Consider the following 25,505-nt stretch of genomic DNA (forward strand, 5'->3'; position numbering starts at 1 on the left):
GGCCATATGAAGCGGATCAGATCGTGGACGGCAGTTGCAGCAGGGCTTCTGTTGTGCGTGGGCTCTGTTTGCATCTCAGCCACGGCCGGCGCGCAAGCCGCAGGCGCGATGTATCGACTGCACGTCAATCGCGATGGCGCCACCGGCGTAACACACCTTACCGTTGACGCTTCGCACACGGGTCCCGCTGTGAGCCGGCTGGTGTTCGGCAACTTTCTGGAGCACCTTGACCACGCGATTTACGGCGGCCTTTGGGCACAGATCCTGCTAAACCCGAGCCTCGAGCAGGCCGCGTCGTCGGAGACTGTGCCGCCGGACTGGGCCTTTACGGGCGGTGCGGTGTGGCAAACCGGCGGCTACCAGTCGCCACTGTGCGTGCGTCTCAATGCGCCTGTTGCCGGCCAGCCAAACAGCGCGTTGTCGCAGGCAATCTACCTTCCCGAGGAGCGAACCGGTACCTACCGCGGTTACCTCTATTCGCGTGTGGTGGATCAGCCGGCCACTCTGCGAATAACCCTCGAGGGCGCAGCGCAGAACTGGCCGCCACCCGCTACCGGTCCGCTAGCCGGCGGTATCGAGCAATCCACTCTTCAGGCCGTGACGCGCGGGTGGCGCAAACAGGCATTTGTTATTCATCTGGCCCCCACCGTTCCAGCGGGCACACAGGTGCGTCTGGTGATTGAAAACATGGCGGGCGGCGCGGCGGACGTGGACCGTCTGGAGTTGTGGCCGGGCGACAGTGAGCTGCAGTTCGACCCGAACGTTTTGAAGTTGGCGCAGGATCTTCACCCGGCGACGATCCGCTGGCCGGGCGGTAACTTTGCCAGTCAGTACCACTGGATGGATGGCCTAGGCCTGGAAGACCGCAGGGTTACGCGTCCGAACCTGGCATGGGGCGGCGTCGAACCGAACAGCTTCGGTATCAATGAGTTCATCCACCTGTGCGACCTGACCTTCGCCCAACCGCAGATCACCGTCAATGCCGGCAACGGTACACCGGAAGAGGCTGCCGACCTGGTGCAGTATTGCAACGCGGAACCCCACCTGAAGTACAGCCTCATGCGGGCCACCAATCGATCTCCAGACCCCTACGGCGTCAAGTTGTGGGAAGTTGGCAATGAAATGTACGGCAGCTGGCAGATTGGCCACACCGATGCCTCAGGATACGCTCAGCGCTATGTGAAATACCGCGATGCGATGCTCGCGCAGGATAGCAGCATCCAGCTGATTGCATGCGGTGAGGGCGATCTGTACTCGCCGATGGGCCTGCGTGATGATGGACGCTGGAACCTGACACTGCTTCACATTGCCGGCCTGGATGGCGGCCGTGAACCGGAGTTTCTGGCGCTCCACCCGCTTCTGCCGATGCCGGGCAGCCTGCGCGGTTTGCCATATGACAGCCAGTACGCGAGTATCGCCGCTTTTCCCCAATACATCGATCGCACGTACATTCCGGAGATGGAGCGCCAGATCCGCGCAGTTGAGGGCGCCGGCGGCAAGACGCATCTGGCGTTCACCGAGTGGGGCATGATCACCGGCGGCCCGACGTGGCGGCAGAGTCCGAACTGCGTCACCCTTGCCGGCGCCATCTACAACGCCCTGTTTCTGAATGCCATGCTGCGCCACAGTGGCGCGGTTCGACTCTCAAATGTCACCGGATTGATGCACGGCGGCGGCATCAAGAAGCACCAGGGCATCGTCACAGTGGATCCGCAGTACTACACCCAGTTGTTGTACGACACGGCGGGTATCGAACAGCCGGTGGCTATATCCGAAACCGGTCCCGGAGAGTCGGTTCCGGCACGCGGCGACCTACCAGCGGTGAACGACGTGCCCGACGTGGACGCATTTGCGGCTACAACACACATTGGAGGGCGGCTGGTGGTGTTTTTGGTGAACCGCCGGGCATCGGCGCCTCGAAGCGTTGCGCTGACACTGGCCGGCGCCGCGGTCGGCGGTGTCAAGGCGACCATTCTGACCGGCAGCACGCTGCAGACTGCCAACACCGTCGCGCACCGGGATGCCGTACATCCGGCGCCGTTTCCACTGCCGGCATGGCACGGCAACGAGATTGATCTCACGCTCCCCGCGCACGCGTTGGTTGTGCTGCACATCGGCGCCTGAACACTATGGGACGCCATGTTGGAATTGTAACGCACCCATCACGCCAGGAGGCTTTGGATCTGGCTGCCAGTGTTGTTTCGTGGCTCCACGAGCGCGAAGTGCAGGTGATTCTGTCGGAGCCCGCTGCCACGGCGCTTAATCGGCCGGATCTGCTGGCGGATGAAAGCCATTGGCGAAGCGCAGGATTCGTGGTGAGTTTGGGGGGCGATGGAACGATATTGACGGCGGCGCGCCTGGTTATGCCCGATTCCGTGCCGATACTCGGCGTGCACATGGGCCGATTCGGCTTCATCGCCGAAGTCTCGCCGGCCAATGTATTTGTATGCATGGAGGCGGCCCTGGAGGGCAGCCTGAAGACCCAGGACCGCATGATGATCCAGGCGGAAATCCTGCGAGCCGGAAGCATCCTGCACACAACCGCCGGCCTCAACGAGGTGGTGATCCGTTCGGCGCTGTCGCACATCATCCATATCGACACGTGGCTGGCAGGGCGGCCGTTCGCCACGTTTCCTGCTGATGGCCTGGTTCTGGCTACACCTACCGGCTCCACGGCGTACGCCCTCTCGGTGGGCGGGCCTTTGGTTGCGCCGCTGGTAGATGCATTCACCGTGGCGCCGATTTGCCCTCACACACTGAACGCGCGGCCATTACTGGTACCGGCGAGCGAGGTCGTGGAGATCGAAGTGGAGGACGACGGCGCCGAGGTGCTGGTTACGGTGGACGGCGCCGATCTCGCCACACTCGAGCCTGGCGATCGCGTACGAGCGCGGCGTGCAAGCTGTATCACGCGCCTTTACGTTACAGCAGATGCCGGCTTCTATGAAAAGGTTCGAGCACGTTACCTGTACGGTCAACGGGTCAACGGCTAGGCCAAGGTCACCCGCCGGCGACGGCGCGCTGGGCGCTAAGTGTGGATAGCTCGAGGAACGGCAAGACGCGGTACGCCAGGCCTCGATATACCTTCTGCAGGTACTCCCGCGGGTTTCGCGGCAGGTTCCAGTCGAATCGCTTCTTGTCGTGGCTCGCCGCGTAGCCCATGAATGTAGAACTGTAGCTGCCCTCGTCCTGTGTATGCCAGTAGGTTGCAAGCGCCATCAGCAGGTCTGGGGAGGTCTTGTCGTCGTGGTAGAGGGCCGTAAGTACCACTTGAGCGCTCTTGCTGTCTTTGAGAATGAGATCGACCATGGCCTCCAGGATTGAAGGCGCCAGCTTCTCCTTGGTGGCGCCAACCAGGTACTTTGCGAGCGCGAGTGCGGCATCGCTGTAGACGCTGGTATCCACCTGTGCCAGGCGCACGGCGTGGTCCTGAAGCGGACCCGGTTGGACCGGATCCAGCTCAATGGCTTGATGAAGAGCTGTCTCCGAGAGACGCTCATCTGGTGTCGCCAGCGAAAGCGCGTACTGCGTGTCTGCAGAGTTTGGCAGGAGTTTGGCCGCCTGCTGGGCCTCGGCCGCCGCAGCGTCCGGCTGAGCCAATGCCACGTCGGCAATGGCGGCTACGATGCTGCAGGCAGGGCAGTGGCCATCGAGGTCGGCCGCCGTTATTTGTGCCCGTGCCGAGGCAAAGTGCGTTTCTCGAAGCAGCGCCAGCGCACGCAGCGCATGGCTGTTTGAATCTGCTCTGCCGGCGCGCTCGGCTACGCGCAGGAGCGTGATTGCATCAAAGTAGCGGCCATCGAGAATATACGCCAGCGCGAGGTGGTTCATGTCGGCTGCGGCGGCCGCGTCTCCAGCGCCGGCGGCCGTATACGTGGTTATCGCGCCGTCATAATCTCCGGCGCGCATCTGCTCCATGCCGATCACGGCGGTCAGAGACGGAGAACCCTGTCGCAGCCGCGCAACCATTTGGTCTGCAGCGCTCTGGCGTAGCTTCACGGCCGCCTGAAGCTCTGAAGCAAAGCTCGCCGTATTCTCCGGCGCCAACGCAAGAGTTATACGCCATGAGGCCAGCTGGTCTTCGGCAGCCAGGTCGGTCGCCAGCGCCGGCGCTTTGCTCAGCAAGGCAATGGCGCCGGCAAGGTCTCCATCTGCTGCGGTTACCCGCGCCTGCACCAGTGTCGCCAGCGTTTCGTTCGGGTCCGCTTTAAGCGCGCGCCGCGCAAACTTGACGGCGCCTGCCCGATCGCCACCCTTAAATGCCGCATCGGCCTGTTTAGCAAGCGTGTGCGAGCCGACGCCCAATCCGTTATCTACCGTAAGCTGAACGGACGCGCTTTTCGTGGCTCCATCGGCGTCGGTTGCCGTAACGGTAAGCGTGTGCGCGCCCTCGGTTGTGGCAATTGTATCCCAATTGAAGAGGTAGGGCACGCTGGCTACCGTGGCTGCCAGCGTGCCATCCACGGCAAACGTAACGCTGTTGATACCGGCCTTACTGTAAGCGTGCGCCAGAACCGGAGCAACGTCGCTCACCTTGTCGCCATCCTTCAGGTCCAGCCGGAGCGACACCTGTGCGCGCGCGCCGCTGCCGATCGTAATTGCCAGCAGGCAAACCACCGGGCATAGCGGCCCATGCCAGATCCTGTTCAGTGGGGGAGTTCTCATGAAATCAACCTTCAATCGGGGAGTAGAAGCGGTGGTGTTGGCAGCCTACCTTGGGCGTTACTTCGGCGGTGCTACCAAAAAGCGAAGTCTGGCGGCTGCGCTACCGTAGAAGTAAGATACCATGGCCCGCGTCTTCTGCAGGCCGTCGACGCCGTTTTCGAGGCCGGCCAGCGAAAACCGCGCGCTGGCCGTTTGGCCCGGCGAAAGTGTGTTGAAGTACCCCGGGGCGGCCGGCAGGCAGGTCACTCCGGGTGGCAGCGCGTCGAGCGCTATACCCAGCTTGACGCTATGAAGGGTTGTGCTTCCGCCATTTGCAAGGCTTACCGTCACCATGATAGCGCTGCCGTCACCGGTGGTGGACGCCTCCGGCTGTGCCTGGGCGCCGAGGCAGAGGATTGCGGCGCTGGCGCCAGATACCGAATGATCGAGATTCTCCATTTCTATCAGCAATTGGTGGGATAGACTGCTGGGCTCACCGTGATGAGCCACCTCGTTGTGCTGCATCGAAAGGACTTGAGCCAGAATCAGCAACAGGCGGTGCGCGCAGGCCACGCGGGTCTCTGGTGAGCGTGCGGTCGACAGGCCGTCCATAAACGGCCGTGCTTCCTGCAGGATCAATTCGGTTCGATGGGCGATCGCAGGTTTGGAAGCCGCCAGTCGGTGGAGGGTTTGGAAAAGACCGATCCAGGCGGCCCGGGAGGCGCGCCGCTGATCGTGCAGGCGAACGATGCAGAGGCCGCCAGGATCCAGCGTGATGACCTTGAGCAGTACTGAGGTGCGATTAAGTTCGTTGCCCTGGAACCGTCGGAACCGAACTCCATTTTGTCCCGCAACGATGGCGTCACAACTCCAGGCGCCTTCTCCCAGGCGCACTCGCAGGCGGATCACCTCCGGAGCAGCCGCCCGGTTGTCCAGCGCCACGCCCACGCTGCCGCCGGTCGATCCGGCATACGCGGCAAGGCTGTCGGTCGGCGCGCTGATTGGCGCCCGTATGCTGACCGCCGCACGCCGTGCGCTAAGCGACGCCCATGCAATCCAGGATGCCTGTGCGGTGGCATCCTGCGGCGCCGCGTGGAGCAGCATGTGAAGTGCATCCGGGTCTGCGGCTGAGAGCGAGCGCGAATCGACGTTCACGACGATCGGAATCGGCAAGAGTGTCGCGGCCGGCGAGCCGCCGGCTTGCACCGCGGTAGTTGGCGGACCTGTGGGTTTCCAGGCCGCCAGGACGGCGACACTAGCGGCGCATCCAAGAATAGACGCCATGCGGCGACTGGCCCAAACCGTCAAGAGGCGTCACCGGAGGCTGGTGGCTCAACTGCTGTGAGGCGCCGCTCAAACTCGGCGCGGTCCAGCAGGACGCGGCGCCCGCAGCCGGCGCAGGTGAGGCGCATATCGGCGCCTGGCTGCGTAACCAGCCACCACCGGCTTCCACACGGATGGGCTTTGCGCAGTTGTATTCGCGCTCCGGTGGGGATGCCAACGGAGGAGATCATCCTTCACCTACAATCTGTTGCTTCTGTGCCATGCCGTTCACCATGATACCTCACGGTGTTTTGCTGCCCTCGCCCCGGGCCTCACCGGCCGCTGCCGCAAGAATGGCGTCATCGGGGCAGGTTGGGCACGGTTCACGATAACGATCCGGACTTCCAAGCACGGGATTGTGGAGAGCGTTGTAGCAGATGATGAATGCGCGCCGGTGTCGATCCGACGTGTTCGGGGCCGACGCGTGGAGAAGGTTGCAATGAAAGAATAGTGCGTCGCCGGGCTGCATTTCACAATGGACGCGCTCAAACAGCGGTTCGAGTTGCTCGATCCGCGATTCGCTCGCACCGACCTGGGAGCCGACGGCTCCGTGGTCCAGCCGACCCAGACGATGCGATCCACGAAGCACCTGTAGGCAGCCGTTTTCTCTCGTGCACGGATCCAGCGCGCAAAACACGCTCATCAACCTGGGGAAAACAAATCCGTCACCGTACCAGTACCCGTAATCCTGGTGCCACTCCCAGGCGCCGCCACTTCCGGCCTCCTTCAGCATCACCTTGCCGTGGAAGAAGGCAATATCCTCGCCCATCAACGCGCGCACTCCATTCACAACACGAGGAAGCGTACTGGCCGCAGCCCAGATGTCGTTTCCAAGGGCGCCCCAGATCGCCAACCGCGACGAGCGGCCCTCCTTGTCTCTGGCTGCATTCTGCGTGTTGGCAACGCGCTCACCGCTTTCAACTGCGTCGAGCATGGCAGAAACTTCCGGTGCTGTGAACAGCGCCTTCTGGAGCACGAACCCGTCGCGTTCAAAGGCCAGGCGGTCTCCCTCGTCCATCCAGCGACCTCCTCCGACAGACTACTATGCGCCGGGCGCCGAGCCGGTCGGCAGCCGGCTGACCTCCCCGGCAAGTTTGGGTAAGCCATCATCCGCTGAGGCGATGGCGGCGAAGCACAACTCCAGGCTTCGCAGATTCGCTGCGGCGCTGTTCGCCGGCTCACGGCCTTCCTCGATTGCGCAAAGGAGTTCGCCCATTGTGCCGCGGAATCCATCTGGGAACCAATCGCCGTGGAGCTGCGGAGATGCCACACCGGCAGAGGTGGTCAGCACCACTTTTTGCCTGGATAGGTTAGGACCGGTGCTGCAGAGCGAGCCAAGTGTGCCGGCAACGTATGTGGAATCAGCCGGGCCGAACTGCACGTTTCCGTCAAATACCAGCGTTCCGTGACCTCCATCGTATTGGAATGCCGCGCTGGCCAACAGTGGCGGCTTAACCGGCTGCCTTGCCGCACATGTACGCTCACCGTAAACGCGCGTCCACGCCCGGCCATCCAGAAGCTGCATCGCCATATCGAACCAATGAATGGCGAAATCGTACAACACCAGGTCCCGGATTCTCTCGAACGGCGTGCCGGCCGTCCATGAGTGGTCCCAGTGGACGGCCATGTGGACGCCGGTCACGTCGCCGACCAGGCCTGCTTCCACAGCTTTGCGCATGTAGCTGAAGTGCGGGGCATACCGCCCATTCTGGTTGACGGCCAGGCGCCGGTCTACGCTTCGAGCCAGTTCTACCAATTCGCGCCCAGTAGCAAGATCGAGCACAAATGGCTTTTGACTGAGCACGTGCTTGTGCGCGCGAAGCGCATCGGATATGATCGGCGCCCGATCTTGCGGGTGCGTCGCGATATCCACCACATCGATCTCATCGTGCTTCAGAAGCTCGCGGTAATCGGTAGTCGTAAAGGCGTCGGGATAGAACTGGCGTCGCCTGGTTTCGGCCCGCTCGGCAATGAGGTCACAAAGTCCCACTACATTCCAGCCTACCTTGCGGTAGGCCTTGAGATGCGTCTCTGTGATCCCGCCACAAGCGATCAAACCAATCCGCGGCTGGTACTCGGTTGGCGTGGGCGGCTCCCATGGCAAGAGCGGCGCAGTTGTAGCGGCGGTCGGCGACGCGGCGAGGCTGTAGTTGAGGTCGTCCGGCGGCGGCGACTTCGCTTTTTTCATGGTGCAAGGCTCTCCGGTCGTCGGCTCACTGAGCTCCGCTGCGCGGCGTCGGTAATCTGCTGGCCAGCCCGGCTGATCTCAACCGAGAGAGGACCTGTGACTGGCGCGCCGCTCTCCAGGTGTGCGACGAGATACTCGATCGAGTTGCGAAATGGCGGCAGCAGGGTGTCCACCGGAATCTCCGTCGCGCGGGGTTGCTCCTTCGTCTGGAGGTGGATCACCGGCTCATAATCCCAGCTGGAGATTGTTCCGGCCGAGCCAACGAGTGTGAAACCGCATTTCGGCTGCGGCTGAAGCACCCAGGGATCGGTGAAGGTTCCCCACCGCGTCTGAAACACCGACAGGCCCGAACGATACCGCGCGACGGTTACGCTCTGTTCGTCAACCGACCGTCCGCCGGGCGTAAGGGCCACAGAGGTCACTTCACTTGGTAGCTCGCCATTGAAGAACCAGGTTGCGAGCGTTGCGCCGTACCCGAGATAGTCACGCATCGACCCGCCGTCGCCCGGGGTGTACCACCAGCTATCGCTCATCCGCGCGGCAGCGTCTGCCTCTGCAACTTCAACCTTGTCGGCCAGATGCCGGAGGGGGCCGCGATTTCCATCGTAGTAGTGAACCTGCTCAAGCGCTCCTATGGCGCCACTATCCACCAGGCGCTTCGCTGTTACGTGGGGTGGGTACCAGGCCAGTGGCCAGTTTACCACCAGGGCGCCGCCTCCAGCCTGCATCGCTCTGATCATTCGGTCGGCCTCTTCGAGCGAAGTTGCAAACGGCTTCTCCACGTGAATGGATATTCCGCATGACGCCATCTGCTCAACGTATTCGGCGTGACGCGACGGCCGGGAACAGAGCAGCGCAACATCTGCCGCAGCGCTCGCCAGGCAGATCTCCAGGTTGGTGAAGAGCCGATCCGGAGGGACTCCGAAGCGCTCGGCAGCTTCGGCCATGCGCTGCGGGTCGGCATCGTACATGCCGGCAATCTCGGCGCCCGGGTGCTCGCTCACCAGTCGCAGCAGGTCGCCAATGTGGAGGTGATCGAAGTCTACGGCAATAAATCGCCATTTCCGGTTGGCCATGCCGTGCAGTATACAGGAGGCTCCAGCAGTGGCGCAACGTGCCGGAAACGCATTTGACGCGTGCGCACAGGGCTGTTTCTCCGGCGATTCATGTTATCCTGATTGCGCCCCTGTTGCCGCCGGCAAGTTAAGCTCACCACGGCGCATTCACATGTACCGCTCCAAGAGACTTTCGAATGAAAGAGTACTTCCGCACGACGCTTTTTGCCCTGATTTGCCTCCTGCAGGCGCCGGCCGCAGTCACCGCCATGCAGACCGGTACACCGGCACAGTGGCCGCCCTGGGAGGTGTACGCCAGGGGCGCCTACTTGCCGTTTGACCGAATGGTGGATGCACTGGCCAGGGCGGACGTTGTGGTGATCGGTGAGGAGCATACGAACGAGCCCGGGCACGCCATGGAGCTGAAAATCCTGCAGGCGCTGTACGCTCGCCGGCCGGATATGGCGCTCTCGATGGAGATGTTCGAACGCGACGTTCAGCTGGTACTGGACGAGTACCTGGCTGGAGATATCAGCAAGCAGAGCTTCCTGGCGGAGGCGCGGCCATGGCCGAACTACGCAACCGACTATGCCCCGCTTGTGGAGTTTTGCAAGCGGCGCCAACTGCCGGTTGTCGCTGCCAATGTGCCGCACCGGTACGTCAGCCTGGTTGCGGCCAAGGGCCAGCAAGCCCTTCTGAAACTGCCGAGAATGTCGCGACGCTTTCTACCAAAGCTGCCCTACTCGCAAACAATTCCACCCGGCTATGATCAAGCCCTGACGGCGATCTTTGCAAATCACGGTGCGCCCGGCGGCGCGACAGCCGGCGAGGGACCGCCGCATATGAAACAGGCGCAGGAGCTTTGGGACGCCACGATGGCGGACTCGGTGGCGCAGGCAACGCGCCGCCTGCATGGGCGCTTGATCATGCAGCTGAACGGCGCAATGCACAGCGACTCGGGTTGGGGCCTGGTTGACAGGCTGCGGCGGCAGATGCCGCGCCTCCACGTCGTTACCATCTCGATACGCCCGGTGAGCTCGTGGTCCAAAGCCAACACGGCATCCGACGCCACTGTCGCCGACTTCGTGGTCTACACGATCACCACCGGACCATTCACCCACACATGAGCCGCTGAACGGCGCCGGGACCAACGCCGCCGGATGGCGGCAGACCGGGACCACCTCCTGTGGTATCCTAGGTGGATTATGCGTGCTATGCCGTCGCGCCGACCCGCGTGACTGTGCCACGCCTGCGGCAGCATCTCATCGACCCGGATGATGCCGAATGATTGCGCATGTTACCAAGTAGTTGGAGCATTCAACTCCTAGGGCCGCTCCAGGCCAGGTACGGCTCAACGTTATTGTCGCGTTTTCGCACCGAGAAGACTGCGGCGCTGCTGGGCTACCTGGCGCTTCACATCGGCAAGCAGCACTCCCGCGAACTGCTGGCGGAGATGTTCTGGCCCGAGCGCAGCCCAGAGAGTGGGCGCCTGAGCCTGCGTGTAGCGCTGGCTTCACTGCGGCGCCAGCTTGAACCACCCGGCGTTGCGGCCGGCTCGGTGCTTGCAAGCAGTTACGATTGGATCTCTCTGAACGCCGCCTCCACAGGGACCGACCTGCAGGAGTTTCGTTCCGCCGTTCGTACTGCTCGTTCAGCGCGCGCGCCGGACCTGTATCCGGCGCTGCAGGCCGCCGCATCTCTCTATTCGGGCCCGTTCCTGTTGGGTTTCTATTACGACTGGGTGCTCACGGAGCGCGCTCAACTTCAAGACGCTTACTGCGGCGTGCTTCAGGAGTTACTGGATCTTGCGGAAGAGAGTGGCAAGTTGACCTCGGCTTTGGAGTATGCGCATGCCGCTGCCGCAGTAGACCCGCTGGAGGAGGGTCCGCAGCTGCGCTTGATCCGGATCTACGCCGCTTCCGGACATCAAGCGCGCGCTGCCGAGCACTGTGATACGTTTGCCCGGCGAATTAGCGCTGAACTGGGCTTACCGGAATCGGCGGAACTGAAGCGACTGCGGTCGTCGCTGCCCGACCTACCCATGGACGCACCGGCAGCGGCTGCACACGCGCCCGTCGAGCCGGTGCGCACAAACGCCGCGCCGTCGCCGGTCGATCCGAACCTGGGCGAACTGCATCTGCCTTTCCTGTTGACGCGCTTCTTCGACCGCGCCGACGAGCTCGAGGAGCTGCAGCGGATGCTTTCGCCAACGGCGCCCCAACGACTGATCACGTTGACCGGAACAGGCGGCGCGGGCAAAACACGATTGGCGATTGAGGCGGCATCACGATGGCATGCGGCCGGAGGCGGACCCGCCTGGTTTGTGTCTCTGGCCGAGGCCAGCAACGGCACGGCGGCGGCGACCGCCATCGCCACAGCACTCGATCGCATGCAGGATGGCATCGACCCGATTGCTTCCGTCGCTGAGAAGATTTCCGGCCGAGCCACGCTGTTGATCCTCGACAACATGGAGCAGCTGGCGGACGGCGCCGAGTTCGTCCACCGGTTGATAGCCAGTTCGATCGGGCTGAAGGTACTCGCGACGTCACGCCACCTGCTTGGCATAGATGGTGAGGTTGGTTTTACGGTTGCACCGCTTCCGGCGCCCCACCTTCCAACCACTGCCGAGCGACTTGTGGAGTTTTCCAGCGTGCAGCTGTTTGTGGACCGGGCGCAGGCGATTCGTGCCGATTTCCAGGTGACTCCGCGCAACGCTCGGGCCGTGGGGTCGCTTTGCAATCGACTGGAAGGTATTCCGCTCGCTATCGAGCTCGCCGCCGGTTGGATACAGGTTCTTACACCGGCACAGATGCTGCTGAAGCTGGAGCGACGGTTTGAGTTGCTGGTAAGCCGACGTCGCGACCTGGACTCTCGGCACCGGAGCCTCTGGGAGACTGTCGACTGGAGCTACAGCCTGCTGCCGGCGTCTTTACAGAGCGTGCTTCGCGCCCTCAGTGTCTTCCAGAGCGGTTTCACCACCGATGCCCTGGCAGCAGTCTGCGGTCTTCCGGCAGCGGATGCCTGGAGGGTGCTGGAGGAGCTTCGATCCCGATCATTGATTACGACGGTGGAGGCCGACGGTGAAATGCGGGCAACGATGCTCGAGACACTGCGTGAATTCGCCGCAGCGTTGTGCTCCGTGGAGGAACGGCTGGCGCTGACGCGACGGTACGCCGCGTATTACGCAGAATTGGCCGGTCGCGCCTCTACAGCGGCGACAGGCAGGGAGCAGTTGCAATGGATGCGGTGGCTGGAGCCCGAGGTGCGAAACCTGCAGGTGGCCATCAGGACCTGCCTCGACGCGGAACCGCAAACGCACCTGGCCGACCTGGCGCTGGAGCTTACGGGCTGGTTGTGGCGCCCATGGTTCAAGCGAGTACGGACGGATGACATGCGTGGATGGATCACGCGCGCTCTGGAGCTCGGTAGCCGGGCGCCATCCGAACATCGAACGCGTGCTCTGATCGGCGCCGCCGCGTACGCGTGGGTAAGCGGCGAGCACTCAGCCGCGCGCGAAGATGCCGCCGGCGCATTGCAGATGAGCCGCCAGTTGCGGCTGCGAACCGAGGAGTCCGAGGCCCTGACGATGCTGGGCATCGTAGCCGTGAGTGCCGGCGACGACTCATTTGGAATGCAGTGTCACGAGGAGGCTCTGGCTCTCCGCCAACGGTACGGTACGCCGATGCAGGCGGCGAACTCGCTCCATAACCTTGCAATAGTATCTATCACGCAGTACGATCTGGTGCGGACCCGGGAACTGCTGACGGAAGCCGAAGCACTGCAGGTTACGAGCGAGGACGACATCGGGCGTTGCAAGAGTCTGCTAAACCTTGCAACGGTAGATCTACTGCAAGGCGACTACCAAGCCGCCCATCGGCGATTCGTGTCGTGCCTCGCGTTGGCGCGCTCCGCCGGCTTGACCATTGAGGTAGCCAACGCTCTGAAAGGGTGTGCGCAGGCCGATATTGAATTGAACAGACTGGAAGAGGCGGAGTCGGCCCTATCCGAGGCCATGTTGATTTACCGGGACCTCGGCGACCAACACGGCTTTGGCCTGTCGCTCGGCAGCCTCGGCGCTATCGCCTGGCTGCGGGGCGAACGAAACGACGCTGCCGATTACGCGCGTCAAAGCCTGGAGTTGCTGCGCGACGTGGAGGGCGAGACCGAAGTCACGGAGACGTTAGCGCTGCTCGCTCTTACAGCCATATCGAATACGGAGCGAGCGGCAGTTGTTTCCGAAACGAAGCGGGCCGTGGCGCGATTTCAAACACCGGAGAATGGTCTGGCGATCGTTCAGGCGGTTGATATCCTCTGCTTTGTGACACTGAACGCCCAAAACCGGCGAACCGCAGCCGAGCAGGTGGCGATCGTTGAGGCGTGGCGCAATCGTACCGGATGCCGCCGCCTGCGTCTGTTTGCTGCAATCGGCGCGGGCATTCAACGCAAGCTCAAGGAACTTCGGCCGGCTAAGCCCGGACTGGACACGGCGCCGACGGCGACGGCGACGGACGGAACGCTTGCCTCGTGTGCTGCATTTGCGGCTGCACTTCAGCTATGACGCTGGATTGACACTATTGCGCTATCTCCGGGTGAGTTTTGTAGCGCCCGACCCGTCCGGATGCCCGGCTCGGGCATACCGTTGCGCTCACCTGAAATCGAACGTTCGCGCCATTTAACGAATTTGTAACGGCGCATCCGGCATCTTCCCCGTTACGGAGTTGAGCCGCGTTGCAGCGCCGTCGACGACTCCGGCGATGCTATGTACGAAGCAACCAGCGGGAAACATGCGGCGCCAACGCCGGCAATCCACCGCCTGGTTCCGCGCAGTCTCAAGGAGATCAAATGAAGTTCAACGATTGGATCTGCATTCGCCGCCGCATGCTGCTGCCCCTGGCGGCGGTGGCCGCAGCCGGCGTATTCGGCACCGGTGGCGCCTGCTTTGGCAGTGGCGGCCAGAAAGGCGTTCAAGTACCGGACAGTTACTTCGTTCTGGCAGCCAACAAGTCCGACGACACGATAACCGTTTTCCAGGTGGATCAAAGCACCGGCGCTCTCACCAGGCTCTCAACTGTGGCCACCGGCCATCAGCCGGTTGATGTGGCCGTGCCCGACACCAATAACGTCATGCGGGTGGTGTATGTACTGAATGCCGGGGATCGCACGATTTCCGAGTTTCAGATGTTCCGCAACGGTCTGTTACAGCCGCTGTCACCGGCCACCATACCCACAGGAACCGACCCCGTGTCATTCGTGCGGCGGAACTTCACGGACGTCGTCTCTGTGGTCGACAGAAGCTCGAACACAATAGCAAGATATCTGATCCAGGGCAACGGCCAACTGGCAGGTGACGGACTGATTGCAACCGGCCCAGCGCCGGTGGCGGCGACGATCCTTTCGGAGGAGCTCTGCGAGGTGAACAGCACCAACGATACGCTGGGCGAGTTCGTCTACACCGGCGATCCACCTGCGCCGCCAAAAGATCCGACCGCGACCTATCCCGTTGGAAAGGGCGCGGCTGCCATCGCGTGGGAGCAGGGTCCAAACCTTGCCGGCGGCTTGTGGGTAGCGAACAGTACGGCAGAGACCATCACGAGCTTTCCAACAACGTGGAATACCGCAAGCATCCAGCCATCGAGGATTACAGGGGCCGGCTCCAGCAGTTCCGTGCCGGGCCACCCGGTGGCGTTGGCAGCCGACCTCGACGTGGGCTCGCACCACGGTGACCGTGCCGTTTATGCGCTCACTCAGGAGGGTCAGCTTCTGCAGTACCACTTGAGCGGCGATGATACCGGTCCGGCTGCCGCAGCAACAGCCGTGGCCACCGGCCCATCACCGAGCGCCTTATTACCGACCGCGACGGAACTTGCCAAGCCGTTTCTGTATGTGGCGAACAGCGGTGACGGAACCGTTTGGCAGTACACGCTGCACAACGACTTCTCTGCCCCCACGGCAACGGGCACACCGACCTTCTCGGGAAAAGGCGTGAATGCGCTCGCGTTCGCCATCACCGGCGCAGAGACGTCGCTGCCTCCCGGCAGCGGCGGTATCTCGATACCGGTGAAGTAGGCAAACTGACAGGCTTTCACTCGCTTCTGACCTGATACGAGACAGGATGAGACAATGAAACACAAAACAGCGTGGATTGCCGCCATGGCCGCCGTCGCTCTGACCGCCGTGGCCGGCTGCAGCAACGGCGGCGCAACAGCACCCACAGGCTCTCGGTCGGCCGGCGCGCTTTCGATGACCATACACTGGCCGAACAGAACGCGACTGATACCGGTTGACTCGCAGAGCATCACGGTAGTGGTCGCGGCAGGCGCTCAGATACTTCAGAGCCAAACAGTGCCGCGACCGGCAACCGGAACCAACACCACCACCGTGACCTTTCCGAGCATTTCACCCGGCAGCGTGACCGTTACGGCCTCCAGCTATCCGAACGCAGACGGATCGGGCGTGGCACAGGCAACAGGCGCCCTCTCAGCGACTATTGTCGCCAATAAAACCACGACAACGCCTGCGCTCACCATGAGCAGTACGATTCAGCACATCAACGTAACCGCCTCCATCAATCCGTTGGCAGTGGGTAAAACGAGCACGCTGGTTGCGACGGCCACCGACGGCGAGAACCCACCGGAAGTCGTTCTGGTAAGCCCGGCCACGGTTAAGTGGACAGCAGACAGCGCCAGCGCGATCACGTTAGCACCGTCCGGCCTCACGGCAATTGCAACCGCTAACACTGCCGGGAGCCACGCCGTAACGGCATCTGAGAGTGAGTCGGGTAAGTCTGGGTCGGTTGTACTCACCATCACCGCTACGCCACCCGCTACGGCCTCTATACTGATATGCGATGTTATGAACAGCCAGGTGATTGGTCTGGACGCGATTCCGCCAGCCCATCCGCAGGTCTACAGTCCAACCACAACGCAGGGCTTCTCCCCGCAGAGTGCGATTTTCGACTTGCAGGGCCGTATCATCATCGCCGACTATCCGTATCGCGTCCTGCGCGTGGATGACCTGACGGGAGCCAACCTGGTGGAGTTTCATCCTCCGTCAGCGGCCTCCACGCTCGCGATAGACGGCGCCGGCCGGATCTACTACCGCGATGACAACTTCTACATCAACCGAATCGATGACTTTACCGGAGCCAACCCCGTGAAGTTCACGGACGCCGATTTCAACGCTCCAAGCTGCATTGTGCCGGATGTGGGGAGCGCCACCTCAAGTGGCCCGATCTATGTTCTGGACACCGTGAAGAATGAAGTGTTCCGGTTCCGTGATATGACCGGCGCCGGCGTTGTAACCCTGGGATCAACCGGCTCCGGCGCATCGCAATTCGATCTGCAGGGGTTCGGCGCCAATGGCGGCGAACATGGAATGGCGATGGACTCGCAGCACCGCCTGTACGTTGCGGATTTCAACAACAGCCGCATCGTACGGTTCGATGACATCACCGGCAAGAACTGGACGGTGTTCGCCGTGCCGGCCGGAAACGGCTCAACAAAGCCGGTATCGGTCGCTCTCGACCACGCCTCACCGCAGCACATCCTGTTCACCACCGCGAATACGGTCTATCGGATGGACGACATGACGGGGACGAACCTGGTGAAGTATGGAACGGCGGGAACCGGCGCCGGCCACTTCAACTCCACGGTGGGCCTCGCCGTGAAGTAGGAAACAGGACGTTCCGCCGGCGATACGGAAAGGGCCCGCCCTCATCGAGGAGCGGGCCCTTTCTGCACCGGTAGACCGGCGCGAGCGTCAGGCCGACTCGATAGCGACCTTGACCGACTTGGAGCGGGCAGACTCCGGCTTCGGAAGGTGGAGTACCAGGACCCCGTTCTTCCACGTGGCGGAGACGCGATCCGGATCGATGTCCGCCGGCAGGTTGAACTGCCAGTGAAAAGCTCCCGGCGCGGCTGACCAGATGCTCTGCCGTATCAGCTTTCCGCCCTCCACGGTCACCAGCGGTTTGCGCTCGCCTTTCAGCGTGATGGAGTCGCGCAGCGCTTCAATGCTCAGCGTCTCGGCATCGAGCCCGGGAGCGGGAATTGCAAACACGAATTCCGCCTCGGTCTCGTAGACGTCGGGCGAGAGCTCGGCGTCCAGGCGACCGGTCAGGGTCGCGTGCGCCGGCGATCCCGCGCCCACGAGCCGGCCGAAAGCCTCGTCGATCTGACTCTGCACTCGATCCAGGTCGCTCCATGGCGACCATCGCGCAACCGTCCCGACATTTCGACTCTGTATCGACATGATCTTCCTCCCAAAAGCGTATGATGGTACTACCATTCATTTGCATGATGGTAGTACACTCACTTATACGGAGCATATCTACATCAGAGTTCCCGTTAACGGCTGCGTTGGCGTCGCGTACCGCAGTTTACGCCGGCGTCGACTCTTCGGGAAGCACGCCGTCAGCCGCTGACCAGGCGTCCAGTGCGGCCAAAGCGCGCTCACCCTTTTGCCGGGCCCGTTCGCGTTTGTCTCGGATCGGGGTCCCGTCCAACTCCGAAACAATTCCCCAGTTGCTGTTCATTGGTGCAAAGTGCCGCGGGTCGCTGGCCGAGAGGTAGTGACAAAGCGAACCAAGGACGGTTTCGCGCGGCGGAATGCATGCCGGAAAGCCCCGTACCCGTCGTGCTGCATTGATGCCGGCCAGAAGGCCAATTGCCGCCGACTCCAGGTACCCTTCGACGCCGGTAATCTGCCCGGCCAGGAACAGGCCGGCCTGACCAATCACCTCGCCGCCGGTTCCGAGGACGCGCGGCGCATTCACATACGTGTTGCGGTGCATAACGCCGTACCGGATAAACTCGGCGCTCTCCAGACCCGGGATCATCCGAAATACGCGCTTCTGCTCGCCCCACCTGAGCCGCGTCTGAAAGCCAACCATTCCCCACAGCGTGCCTTCGCGGTTCTCCTGCCGCAGCTGGCATACTGCCCACGGACGCCGGCCTGTGGTCGGATCGCTCAGGCCGATCGGCTTCATTGGGCCGAAGCAGAGCGTGCGCGGGCCGCGGCGCGCCAGTTCCTCAACCGGAACGCACATCTCAAAGAACGGTGTACTCCCAGCCTCGGCCTCAAAATCGTGGAGAGGAGCCGTTTCCGCATCCTTCAGCGCAGTCCAAAACTCCACAAACTCCTCCCTGTTGAGTGGACAATTGAGATAGTCGCCCTCGTCGGCGACCGGCTGTCCGTTCCGCGGACTTCTGGATGCGCGGAAGATGCGGCTCATATCGAGCGACTCGGCAAGCAGTGTCGGAGCAACGGCATCATAAAACGCCAGGGCATCCTCACCCGTAACGGCGCGAAGCGCCTGCGCCAGCGGCGGGGAGGTGAGCGGGCCGGTGGCAACCACCAAAGGGCGTTCCGGTGGCAGTTCTGTGATCTCCCGGCGCACGACCGATATGTGAGGATGCGACTCGATGTTTGCCGTTACTGCCCGGCTGAACGGCTCGCGATCCACGGCCAGAGCTTCGCCGGCCGCGACGCGGTGACAATCCGCCAGCGGCAGAATGAGGGAACCCAGACGACGCATCTCCTCTTTCAGCACGCCACTGGCATTGGTCATCAGCTCGGACTTGAACGAGTTGGAACAGACGAGTTCCGCCAATTCACTCGTCCTGTGAGCGGCCGTGAACCGCTCCGGTCGCATCTCGTAGAGCGTCACACGGCAACCGCGTTGTGCTGCGGCCCATGCGCCTTCCACCCCGGCGAATCCGCCGCCGATAATCGAAACTTGAGGTCGCTGCATATCCCGTGATGCTCCCCGCTGCCCTGCGGCGGTATGATACCTTTGCGCTGCCGGCCCCGGAGGCCGGGGCAACAAGGAGGGCATGATGCTCCAACCCGGTGATCCGGCGCCCGAATTCAGTCTGAGCGATCAGGACGGCAGGCCGTTTTCGTTGGCGGATGCGCGCGGCAAGGTCCTGGTACTCTACTTCTATCCCAAAGCCGATACGCCGGGCTGTACGACCGAGGCCTGCAGTTTTGGCGAATCGATGCCACGGTTTGACGCATCGAACGCCCTCATCGTCGGAGTAAGCCCCGACACGGTGAAAGCGCAGAAGAAGTTTGCGGAGAAGTTCTCGCTTCGGTTTCGACTTCTGGCCGATGCCGACCATACGGTCTCCGAGCTGTACGGCGTGTGGGCGGAAAAGCGGATGTACGGCCGAACGTATATGGGTGTTGAACGCACGACTTTTGTCATCGCTGCCGACGGCACGATCGCCAGGATATTTCCGAAGGTGAGCGTGACGGGCCACGCCGAGGCGGTGCTGGCCGCTGTGAACGAGGTGGCGTGACAATGCCCAGGGCCGCGGCCGGCGCCAGGCCCCGCGTTGAGGTGATCACGTTCGGCGAGACGATGCTGCGCCTGGCGCCGCTCGGAAGTGAGCGACTGGAGCAGGCTGCCACCCTGGAGGTGCGCGTGGGCGGTTCGGAGTCGAACATGGCGGTGGCGCTTGCCGGGCTGGGACACAGCGTGGCGTGGTGGTCGCGCCTACCGGCCAGTCCGATTGGCGTTCGCATCGAGTCGGAAGTGCGCCGCTGGGGAGTCAACACTTCGCACGTGATATGGGATGCCGGGAGCGATGCGCGCGCCGGACTCTATTTTGTCAGCTTTGGCGCACCGCCGTGGCATGTGGAAGTAACCTACGACAGGGCGCACTCAGCCGCCAGCGCCATCTCTGCAGCCGACATCACGCGGGAACGCGCCACCGGTGCGAAGCTGCTTCATGTGAGTGGTATCACCCCGGCCCTCAGCCCATCGTGCAAGGATGCCGTACAAGCGGCGGTTTCAACGGCGCGGGCGGCAGGGATGGCGGTTTCGATCGATGTCAACTACCGGGCACGACTCTGGAGCGCAGCCGATTGTCGTAAGGCGCTGACGCCGCTGTTAACGAAAGCAAACCTGCTGATCTGCACGCGCAGCGACGCGCAGGAGGTTTTCGGCTTGAGCGGGCGCGCCGAGGCAGTTGCCGTCGCCATGCGAGAACGGTTCTGTACCGAAGCGGCTGTGATTACCTGCGGTTCGGATGGCGCGGTGGCCGCGACGGGCGACGAAACGTTCAGCGTCTGCGGCTACCAGCTGCGCGAGATTGTAGACCCGGTCGGCGCCGGCGACGCCTTCTGTGCCGGGCTGCTGCACGGCTGGCTGGAGGGCAGCGTGCAGGTTGGCCTTGCTTACGGCGTCGCCATGGCCGCGATGAAGCACGGAGCGCCGGGCGACATGCTGATCGCACCACTGACGGCGATTGAGCGCGTCATGGCCGGCGGCGATGGGCGGATTGCAAGGTAACGGCGATCCGCACAGGAGGTCGGCGCGGCTTTTTTGACACGACCGTGGGACAGAGCGGTGCCCAGACGAACCACACCCGTCGCACCCCGTTCCTACCGGGCTGCATTCCAGACCGGAAGTGGCCACCGAGCGGAGCTAACCCCCGCGCCGGTACAGAATCACCTGGGCGCTCAGCACCTCGTTCGCCGGCTGTGAGGTTAAGGTCTTCTTTCGGTAAGGCTGCAGGTGGTAAGCAAGCAATAGGGCGTTGCCGGGCTCCAGCACCGGCGTCAGGTCGATGGACCACGGAGGATCCACCGTGCCGGGCCCCCAACCGGCACGGTCAAACTTCCACGTTCCCATTTGCGGTCGGTCCGGGTTCAGGTAGTTGTCGGTGGTCCACAGCGTATTCCGCCATCTCCGTCCGTTGCAGATAACCTCGCGCCAGAGAGGCGCAAACTCACCGAGGTTATCCTCGTTCTGTCCGTGGCCCGTCTGCGAAAGTCGCAACTTTGCGGCAGCGGTGAAGGCATCGGTTGGTACACGAACGGGCGGCAAGTAGGCGTCCATCGGCTTTTCCCAATCGCCCGCGGGAAAGCTGCCGCTCCAAAGGCTCACCACGCGATAGGGAACGAGCTTGCGTCTGCCGGTGAAGAAGTCAAATCGCACACTCACATCCCATCCCTGACTGTAGGTACCGCTATCCACGGTCACGGTGCGTTTGCCGGTGAGTATCGGCAGGTAGTCCGTCATGTCCATTTTCCACTGCCATGGCGTGCCGTACGGCGTGATGTAGCGATAGATCTCGATGGGCTTTCCGTCGTCGCCGCTCACCATAATCTGCCCAATCCGATCCCAGGCGTCAAACCCTTTGGGGCCGGGATCCAGCCTCAGCGTGCAGATCACCCGACCGATGCCAACGGCCGGCGGAAAGGTGACGGTATTCGACGCAGAAGTGACCTGCGGATTGAGGAACGCGCGGTCGATCGCCTGCACGCGTATCGGCGGCCGCATCCGGAAAGAGCCGCCGGACAACCGGGTTCGGACGTGCGATGGAGTAAGGTTGTGAAAGGCCGCTTGCCAGGCATACGGGGTAAGTTCCGGCACGAAGTATCGGTTGTACACCGCGTCGGCGCCGCCGATTACAACGCTCACATAGGCGCCACCTGCGCGAAACTCAATCCGCAGGTGGGCGCTCTGGGGCCGTGGAGTGACCAGTGCGGCGCTGCAAACGCGGTTGGCAATCTCACGGCCATTCCAGTGCAGCGATATCTCGCGCTGCGGCCGGTTATAGATGTTGCCGAGCGGGCCAAACCATCGCGCCCGCCGGTCGCCCTTGGGTGGGGGGGGATCGTACGTGCTCACGCCAACGGCAAAGAGTCCGGGCGCGTCCGGCTTCGTCCAGTCCGCGGCGACCTGAGGCTTTCCACCCGGTACAAGCTCCAGGGCGTATCCGTGCGAGCTACCGTCGAGACGGAAACTCCACCAGGCGTCACATTGCCTGCGGAAGCTGCCGGCGCGCGCCGATCCGGCCGATACCAGCAACAGCGCAAGAGGCAGAAGATGCCGCAACCTCATGAATACGCCCCCTTTGATCAAGACGGATTGCTGCGAACGGCCGCGCGACCCAGGATTGGTTCGTGGGTCGACTCGTCCGCCACGGCGCTGGTTCGACGCCGCTGACGCGAACCTGACGGCTGTTGTCCGTCGCATCTTGCCGCAAGGCAGCGCTCGCCGCGGCCCACGGTCAACTGCCGGAGTACGAAACCGTGGCCCGGGATTTCATCCCTCATCCACGTCCGGGACACAAACAAGGCTCCGCCCTGGCACCTGCCGAATTGCAGTCGTCAGCCTCGGAGCGTGTCGTAGCGCCTGCCGACGACGTCCCAATTCACCACGTTCCACCAGGCGGCAAGGTAGTCCGGTCGGCGGTTCTGGTACTTCAGGTAGTAGGCATGCTCCCAGACATCCACTCCAAGCACGGCCTTTTTTCCCTCCATAAGGGGGTTATCCTGATTGGCCGTGCTGATTACCGAGAGCTCGCCGCGACCATCCGTCACCACCCAGGCCCAGCCGCTTCCGAACCGCTTCGCGCCGGCTTCGTTCACCTGTTTCTTCAGGCTTTCCAGATCGCCAAAGGCTGCGCTCACGGCAGCGGCAAGCGCCCCGTGCGGCGCCGTGGCGCCGCCGGGAGTCATGAATTCCCAGAACAGCGTATGGTTGGCATGGCCGCCACCGTTGTTGCGGACAGCGGTGCGGATGCTTTCCGGCAGAGCGCCGAGGTCGGAGATCAATGCTTCCACCGTTTGACTCTGAAGGTCTGGCTGATCCTTGAGCGCTGCGTTGAGGTTGTTCACATAGGCGGCATGATGCTTATCGTGATGGATCTGCATCGTCAGCGTATCAATGGTTGGCTCCAGCGCCGCGTAATCGTACGGCAGCGGGGGCAGGGTAAACTCCGGCATGGCGGTTCTCCTCTACAAATCGAAATGGTGTCGTCCATCATGATGTACGAATGCCAGCCAGATTCTACCGCACCCGCCGGCTGGAGCCTTGACCAGGCGGCACAATCCCTTATCGGGCGCCAGGAGACCGGCGTGTGGAGATGGGGTTTCACCGGGCGATGCCTGCTGCGGCCCGGCTATCCTCTGCACGCCACCGATATTCTCCGACTGCTGGCGCCTGGCCTCGCCGCCCTTGGAGCCGAGGTTCGGTTTGAGGAGATGCCGTGCCGCACTGCAAGGCTCGAAACCGCTCTTCACCGGTTGAGGCAGCGCGGACGCAGCATCACGCTGCTGCGCTTCGAGTCGGAGCGCACCGGCAGCGGCGATCCGCTGGACGAAGATCCGGAGATACGGAACGGTCGGAACCTCGTTCGGTGCGGGCTCCTGACCGGCGAAGCTCTTGTACTCTCTCACGGCTCCGAGGCAGCCTGGCAGTGCGTTACCGCGCCGTGCGATGCGCCAGTCAACCTCGCCGGCGCCAACCTGCGCCGGAGTTTCACACATTTTGCCTGGTTTGTGCGTAGCCGCCATCGCGGGGTTCGGCGTAATGCGGTGCGGCTGGCGCTGCTTCGGTGGCTGGCGTTCCTGTGCGCCCGCCCAGACCGGAGCCGGATAGGATCCGGCGCCGCAGCGTTTCTGCTCGCTGCCGCCGGACACCGCCGAGACCGGCCGGCGCAGCTCCTGCGGAGCGCGGCTCAGCGCCTGGGCAGCGCGCAATCGCAGGCCGAAATCGCCGCCGGGCTGGCCTTCTTGCGTGAAGGGGTGATACGAGATTTGAGGCTGCCGGCACTGGCCCAAAGCGCGCTGCTGCAGCCGCACGATACCGAGCTTACCCCGCTGCAGCGGCGCGAGATGATCTACCTGGCGCGCGCCGGCACGCCCGATATCCGCGTCATCTGCGCCCAGCGATTGGCTCCGGAGTGGCGCCACAGCGACGTCCTGGCCACGCTGAGCAGCCTGCAGGAGACCGGCGACCTGTGGCTAAAACAGGCTGCAGTGCTGGAGCGATGAGAGGTGGACGCAAACCTGCCATCATCTATCCGTTCCATTTCGGGTACTGACACGCCCCCATTCATCCCCCAAAAGGAAATAGAGCTATGAAGAGTACGTACTTTGCGGCTGCTCTCTTTGCAGCCATCCTGCTTGGCTCGGGATGCGGCGGGAACGGCGGAGGTTCGGGCGCGGTCCCGACGGCGCAGAATACGATGGTGGAATCGACGCCCAGGTCGGTATCCGGTGTGACGTTCCTTCAGGAGGCCGATCATGCCACGTACCGGACCGGCCAGGTGATGCATCTGCGGTTCTTCTACTACCTTGCCCAGTCGCAAGCCGTCACCGCCAGTGCGGCGCTTCAATTCGAGTACGGGTACGATTACCAACCGGTACGGTGGCTGTTGACAAACGCGAAGGGCGGGCAGACGTTGGTGCCACCGACGCCGCCGCAACTCGGCGAGGGAGGCGGCGGGCCACCCGGTTATTCTCCGGCGGACGCTAATTCGTTCGTGATAATTGCGGGTGCGATCTATGGGTTCGAAAACGACGCCACGGCGCCGGCGCCCGGCACCTACACGCTCAGCGCGTGGTCGACCGCAACCTCGACGGGTGCGCCGGGGCTGGACCCGCCCGCGGCGGCGCTGCAGACCACGCTGTACGCCAATCCGATCACCATTCGCGTACTGCCTTAAGGCAACCTCGGATCGGAATTGATCATTCTGCGGTGCGTACCAGACCAATCTGGTTTGTCGGATTGGTCTGGTACGCTTGGGCCAATGGGCTTGACCCCTCCCCCATCCATTTCGGATACTGACAAACCCCCATTCATCCCCCAAAAGGAAATAGAGCTATGAAGAGTACGTACTTTGCGGCTGCTCTCTTTGCAGCCATCCTGCTCGGCTCGGGATGCGGCGGGAACGGCGGACGCTCGGGCGCGGGCACGACCGCGCAGAATATGATGGTGGAATCGACGCCGAGGTCGGTGTTCGGCGTGACGTTCCTTCAGGAGGCCGATCATGCCACGTACCGGACCGGCCAGGTGATGCATCTGCGGTTCGTCTACTACCTTGCCCAGTCGCAAGCCGTCGGCGGCACTGTTTCCGTTGCGTTCGCGAACGGGAACGATTACCAGCCGGTACGGTGGTTGTTGACAGACACTCGGGGCGGGCAGACGTTGGTGCCACCGACTCCGCCGGGAATCGGCGAGGTCGCCGGCGGAGGGTCTGGTGGTCCTTCGGGACCGGACATTCATTCGTTCCTGATAATCCAGGGCGCGCTCCATGGGTTTGAGAACGACGCCACCGCGCCGGCGCCCGGCACCTACACGCTCAGCGCGTGGTCGGTTGCCACAGCGATTGACCCCGGCCTGCACCCGCCCGCGGCGGCGCTGCAGACCACGCTGTACGCCAATCCGATCACAATACACGTAACGCCGTAAGGCAACCTCGGATCGGAATTGGTCATTCTGCGGTGCGCACCAGACCAGTCTGGTTTGTCGGATTGGTCTGGTACGCTTGGGCCAA

21 protein-coding genes are annotated in these 25,505 nt (G+C 62.9%); 11 read left to right on the forward strand and 10 right to left on the reverse strand.

Features of this window, described 5'->3' with window-relative positions; all coding sequences use genetic code 11:
* The first annotated feature begins 6 nt into the window (after positions 1 to 6).
* A complete protein-coding gene (locus KGJ62_00135; GenBank protein MDE2124982.1) occupies positions 7 to 2,124 on the forward strand; it encodes a hypothetical protein in 2,118 nt (705 codons plus the stop codon).
* A gap of 5 nt (positions 2,125 to 2,129) precedes the next feature.
* Positions 2,130 to 2,993: an NAD(+)/NADH kinase gene (locus KGJ62_00140; protein ID MDE2124983.1), complete on the forward strand. Its 864-nt coding sequence runs from the start codon at positions 2,130 to 2,132 to the stop codon at positions 2,991 to 2,993.
* Between the two features lie 7 nt (positions 2,994 to 3,000).
* Here the strand turns inward: KGJ62_00140 and KGJ62_00145 are convergent, their stop codons facing one another.
* From KGJ62_00145 to KGJ62_00170, 6 genes are read right to left on the reverse strand one after another with little or no spacing between them, the layout of a single operon-like run.
* On the reverse strand, positions 3,001 to 4,665 hold the full coding sequence (locus KGJ62_00145; GenBank protein MDE2124984.1) for a hypothetical protein: 1,665 nt from the start codon (positions 4,663 to 4,665) through the stop codon (positions 3,001 to 3,003).
* Between the two features lie 57 nt (positions 4,666 to 4,722).
* The gene (locus tag KGJ62_00150; protein MDE2124985.1) at positions 4,723 to 5,928 is read right to left on the reverse strand and encodes a hypothetical protein; all 1,206 of its coding nucleotides are present in this window, start codon (positions 5,926 to 5,928) and stop codon (positions 4,723 to 4,725) included.
* Between the two features lie 20 nt (positions 5,929 to 5,948).
* The gene (locus KGJ62_00155) at positions 5,949 to 6,158 is read right to left on the reverse strand and encodes a DUF951 domain-containing protein (GenBank protein MDE2124986.1); all 210 of its coding nucleotides are present in this window, start codon (positions 6,156 to 6,158) and stop codon (positions 5,949 to 5,951) included.
* A 50-nt stretch (positions 6,159 to 6,208) separates the two neighbouring features.
* Positions 6,209 to 6,985: a phytanoyl-CoA dioxygenase family protein gene (locus tag KGJ62_00160; protein ID MDE2124987.1), complete on the reverse strand. Its 777-nt coding sequence runs from the start codon at positions 6,983 to 6,985 to the stop codon at positions 6,209 to 6,211.
* 24 nt (positions 6,986 to 7,009) lie between these two features.
* Positions 7,010 to 8,155: a Gfo/Idh/MocA family oxidoreductase gene (locus tag KGJ62_00165; GenBank protein ID MDE2124988.1), complete on the reverse strand. Its 1,146-nt coding sequence runs from the start codon at positions 8,153 to 8,155 to the stop codon at positions 7,010 to 7,012.
* The gene (locus tag KGJ62_00170) at positions 8,152 to 9,231 is read right to left on the reverse strand and encodes a Gfo/Idh/MocA family oxidoreductase (GenBank protein MDE2124989.1); all 1,080 of its coding nucleotides are present in this window, start codon (positions 9,229 to 9,231) and stop codon (positions 8,152 to 8,154) included. Before KGJ62_00170 ends, KGJ62_00165 begins: the two co-directional genes overlap by 4 nt.
* A 176-nt stretch (positions 9,232 to 9,407) precedes the next feature.
* On the opposite strand from KGJ62_00170, the gene KGJ62_00175 reads away from it, so the two are divergent.
* The 4 genes from KGJ62_00175 (at position 9,408) to KGJ62_00190 (ending at position 16,881) form a co-directional block, all read left to right on the forward strand.
* Positions 9,408 to 10,337, forward strand: a complete 930-nt coding sequence (locus KGJ62_00175) for a ChaN family lipoprotein (GenBank protein MDE2124990.1) — start codon at positions 9,408 to 9,410, stop codon at positions 10,335 to 10,337.
* Positions 10,338 to 10,570: 233 nt separating this feature from the next.
* Positions 10,571 to 13,768 (forward strand): hypothetical protein, encoded by a 3,198-nt coding sequence (locus tag KGJ62_00180; protein MDE2124991.1) that lies wholly within the window; start codon positions 10,571 to 10,573, stop codon positions 13,766 to 13,768.
* A gap of 284 nt (positions 13,769 to 14,052) precedes the next feature.
* Positions 14,053 to 15,276, forward strand: coding sequence for a beta-propeller fold lactonase family protein (locus KGJ62_00185; GenBank protein MDE2124992.1), 1,224 nt, complete (start codon positions 14,053 to 14,055; stop codon positions 15,274 to 15,276).
* A gap of 54 nt (positions 15,277 to 15,330) precedes the next feature.
* Complete coding sequence (locus tag KGJ62_00190) at positions 15,331 to 16,881, forward strand: hypothetical protein (protein MDE2124993.1); 1,551 nt, start codon at positions 15,331 to 15,333, stop codon at positions 16,879 to 16,881.
* Between the two features lie 87 nt (positions 16,882 to 16,968).
* On the opposite strand, the gene KGJ62_00195 is transcribed toward KGJ62_00190, so the two are convergent.
* Complete coding sequence (locus KGJ62_00195; GenBank protein MDE2124994.1) at positions 16,969 to 17,460, reverse strand: Hsp20/alpha crystallin family protein; 492 nt, start codon at positions 17,458 to 17,460, stop codon at positions 16,969 to 16,971.
* Positions 17,461 to 17,587: 127 nt separating this feature from the next.
* On the reverse strand, positions 17,588 to 18,961 hold the full coding sequence (trmFO, locus tag KGJ62_00200; GenBank protein ID MDE2124995.1) for a methylenetetrahydrofolate--tRNA-(uracil(54)-C(5))-methyltransferase (FADH(2)-oxidizing) TrmFO: 1,374 nt from the start codon (positions 18,959 to 18,961) through the stop codon (positions 17,588 to 17,590).
* Positions 18,962 to 19,046: 85 nt separating this feature from the next.
* Here trmFO and bcp point away from each other — a divergent pair, with 85 nt between their 5' ends.
* Together bcp and KGJ62_00210 are read left to right on the forward strand one after the other, a co-directional pair.
* The gene (gene bcp / locus KGJ62_00205) at positions 19,047 to 19,511 is read left to right on the forward strand and encodes a thioredoxin-dependent thiol peroxidase (protein MDE2124996.1); all 465 of its coding nucleotides are present in this window, start codon (positions 19,047 to 19,049) and stop codon (positions 19,509 to 19,511) included.
* Positions 19,508 to 20,506 (forward strand): sugar kinase, encoded by a 999-nt coding sequence (locus KGJ62_00210; GenBank protein ID MDE2124997.1) that lies wholly within the window; start codon positions 19,508 to 19,510, stop codon positions 20,504 to 20,506. Before bcp ends, KGJ62_00210 begins: the two co-directional genes overlap by 4 nt.
* Positions 20,507 to 20,641: 135 nt before the next feature.
* Here KGJ62_00210 and KGJ62_00215 read toward each other — a convergent pair whose 3' ends face one another.
* Together KGJ62_00215 and KGJ62_00220 are read right to left on the reverse strand one after the other, a co-directional pair.
* The gene (locus tag KGJ62_00215; protein ID MDE2124998.1) at positions 20,642 to 22,063 is read right to left on the reverse strand and encodes a hypothetical protein; all 1,422 of its coding nucleotides are present in this window, start codon (positions 22,061 to 22,063) and stop codon (positions 20,642 to 20,644) included.
* A gap of 269 nt (positions 22,064 to 22,332) precedes the next feature.
* On the reverse strand, positions 22,333 to 22,950 hold the full coding sequence (locus KGJ62_00220) for a superoxide dismutase (GenBank protein MDE2124999.1): 618 nt from the start codon (positions 22,948 to 22,950) through the stop codon (positions 22,333 to 22,335).
* Between the two features lie 39 nt (positions 22,951 to 22,989).
* Here KGJ62_00220 and KGJ62_00225 point away from each other — a divergent pair, with 39 nt between their 5' ends.
* The 3 genes from KGJ62_00225 (at position 22,990) to KGJ62_00235 (ending at position 25,420) form a co-directional block, all read left to right on the forward strand.
* Positions 22,990 to 24,000, forward strand: coding sequence for a hypothetical protein (locus KGJ62_00225; GenBank protein ID MDE2125000.1), 1,011 nt, complete (start codon positions 22,990 to 22,992; stop codon positions 23,998 to 24,000).
* Positions 24,001 to 24,086: 86 nt separating this feature from the next.
* The gene (locus tag KGJ62_00230; protein MDE2125001.1) at positions 24,087 to 24,674 is read left to right on the forward strand and encodes a hypothetical protein; all 588 of its coding nucleotides are present in this window, start codon (positions 24,087 to 24,089) and stop codon (positions 24,672 to 24,674) included.
* A gap of 158 nt (positions 24,675 to 24,832) precedes the next feature.
* A complete protein-coding gene (locus KGJ62_00235) occupies positions 24,833 to 25,420 on the forward strand; it encodes a hypothetical protein (GenBank protein MDE2125002.1) in 588 nt (195 codons plus the stop codon).
* Positions 25,421 to 25,505: the final 85 nt, after the last annotated feature.

The sequence above is a fragment of the Armatimonadota bacterium genome (genome assembly GCA_028871815.1).
Classification (GTDB): Bacteria; Armatimonadota; Chthonomonadetes; order Chthonomonadales; family Chthonomonadaceae; genus REEB205.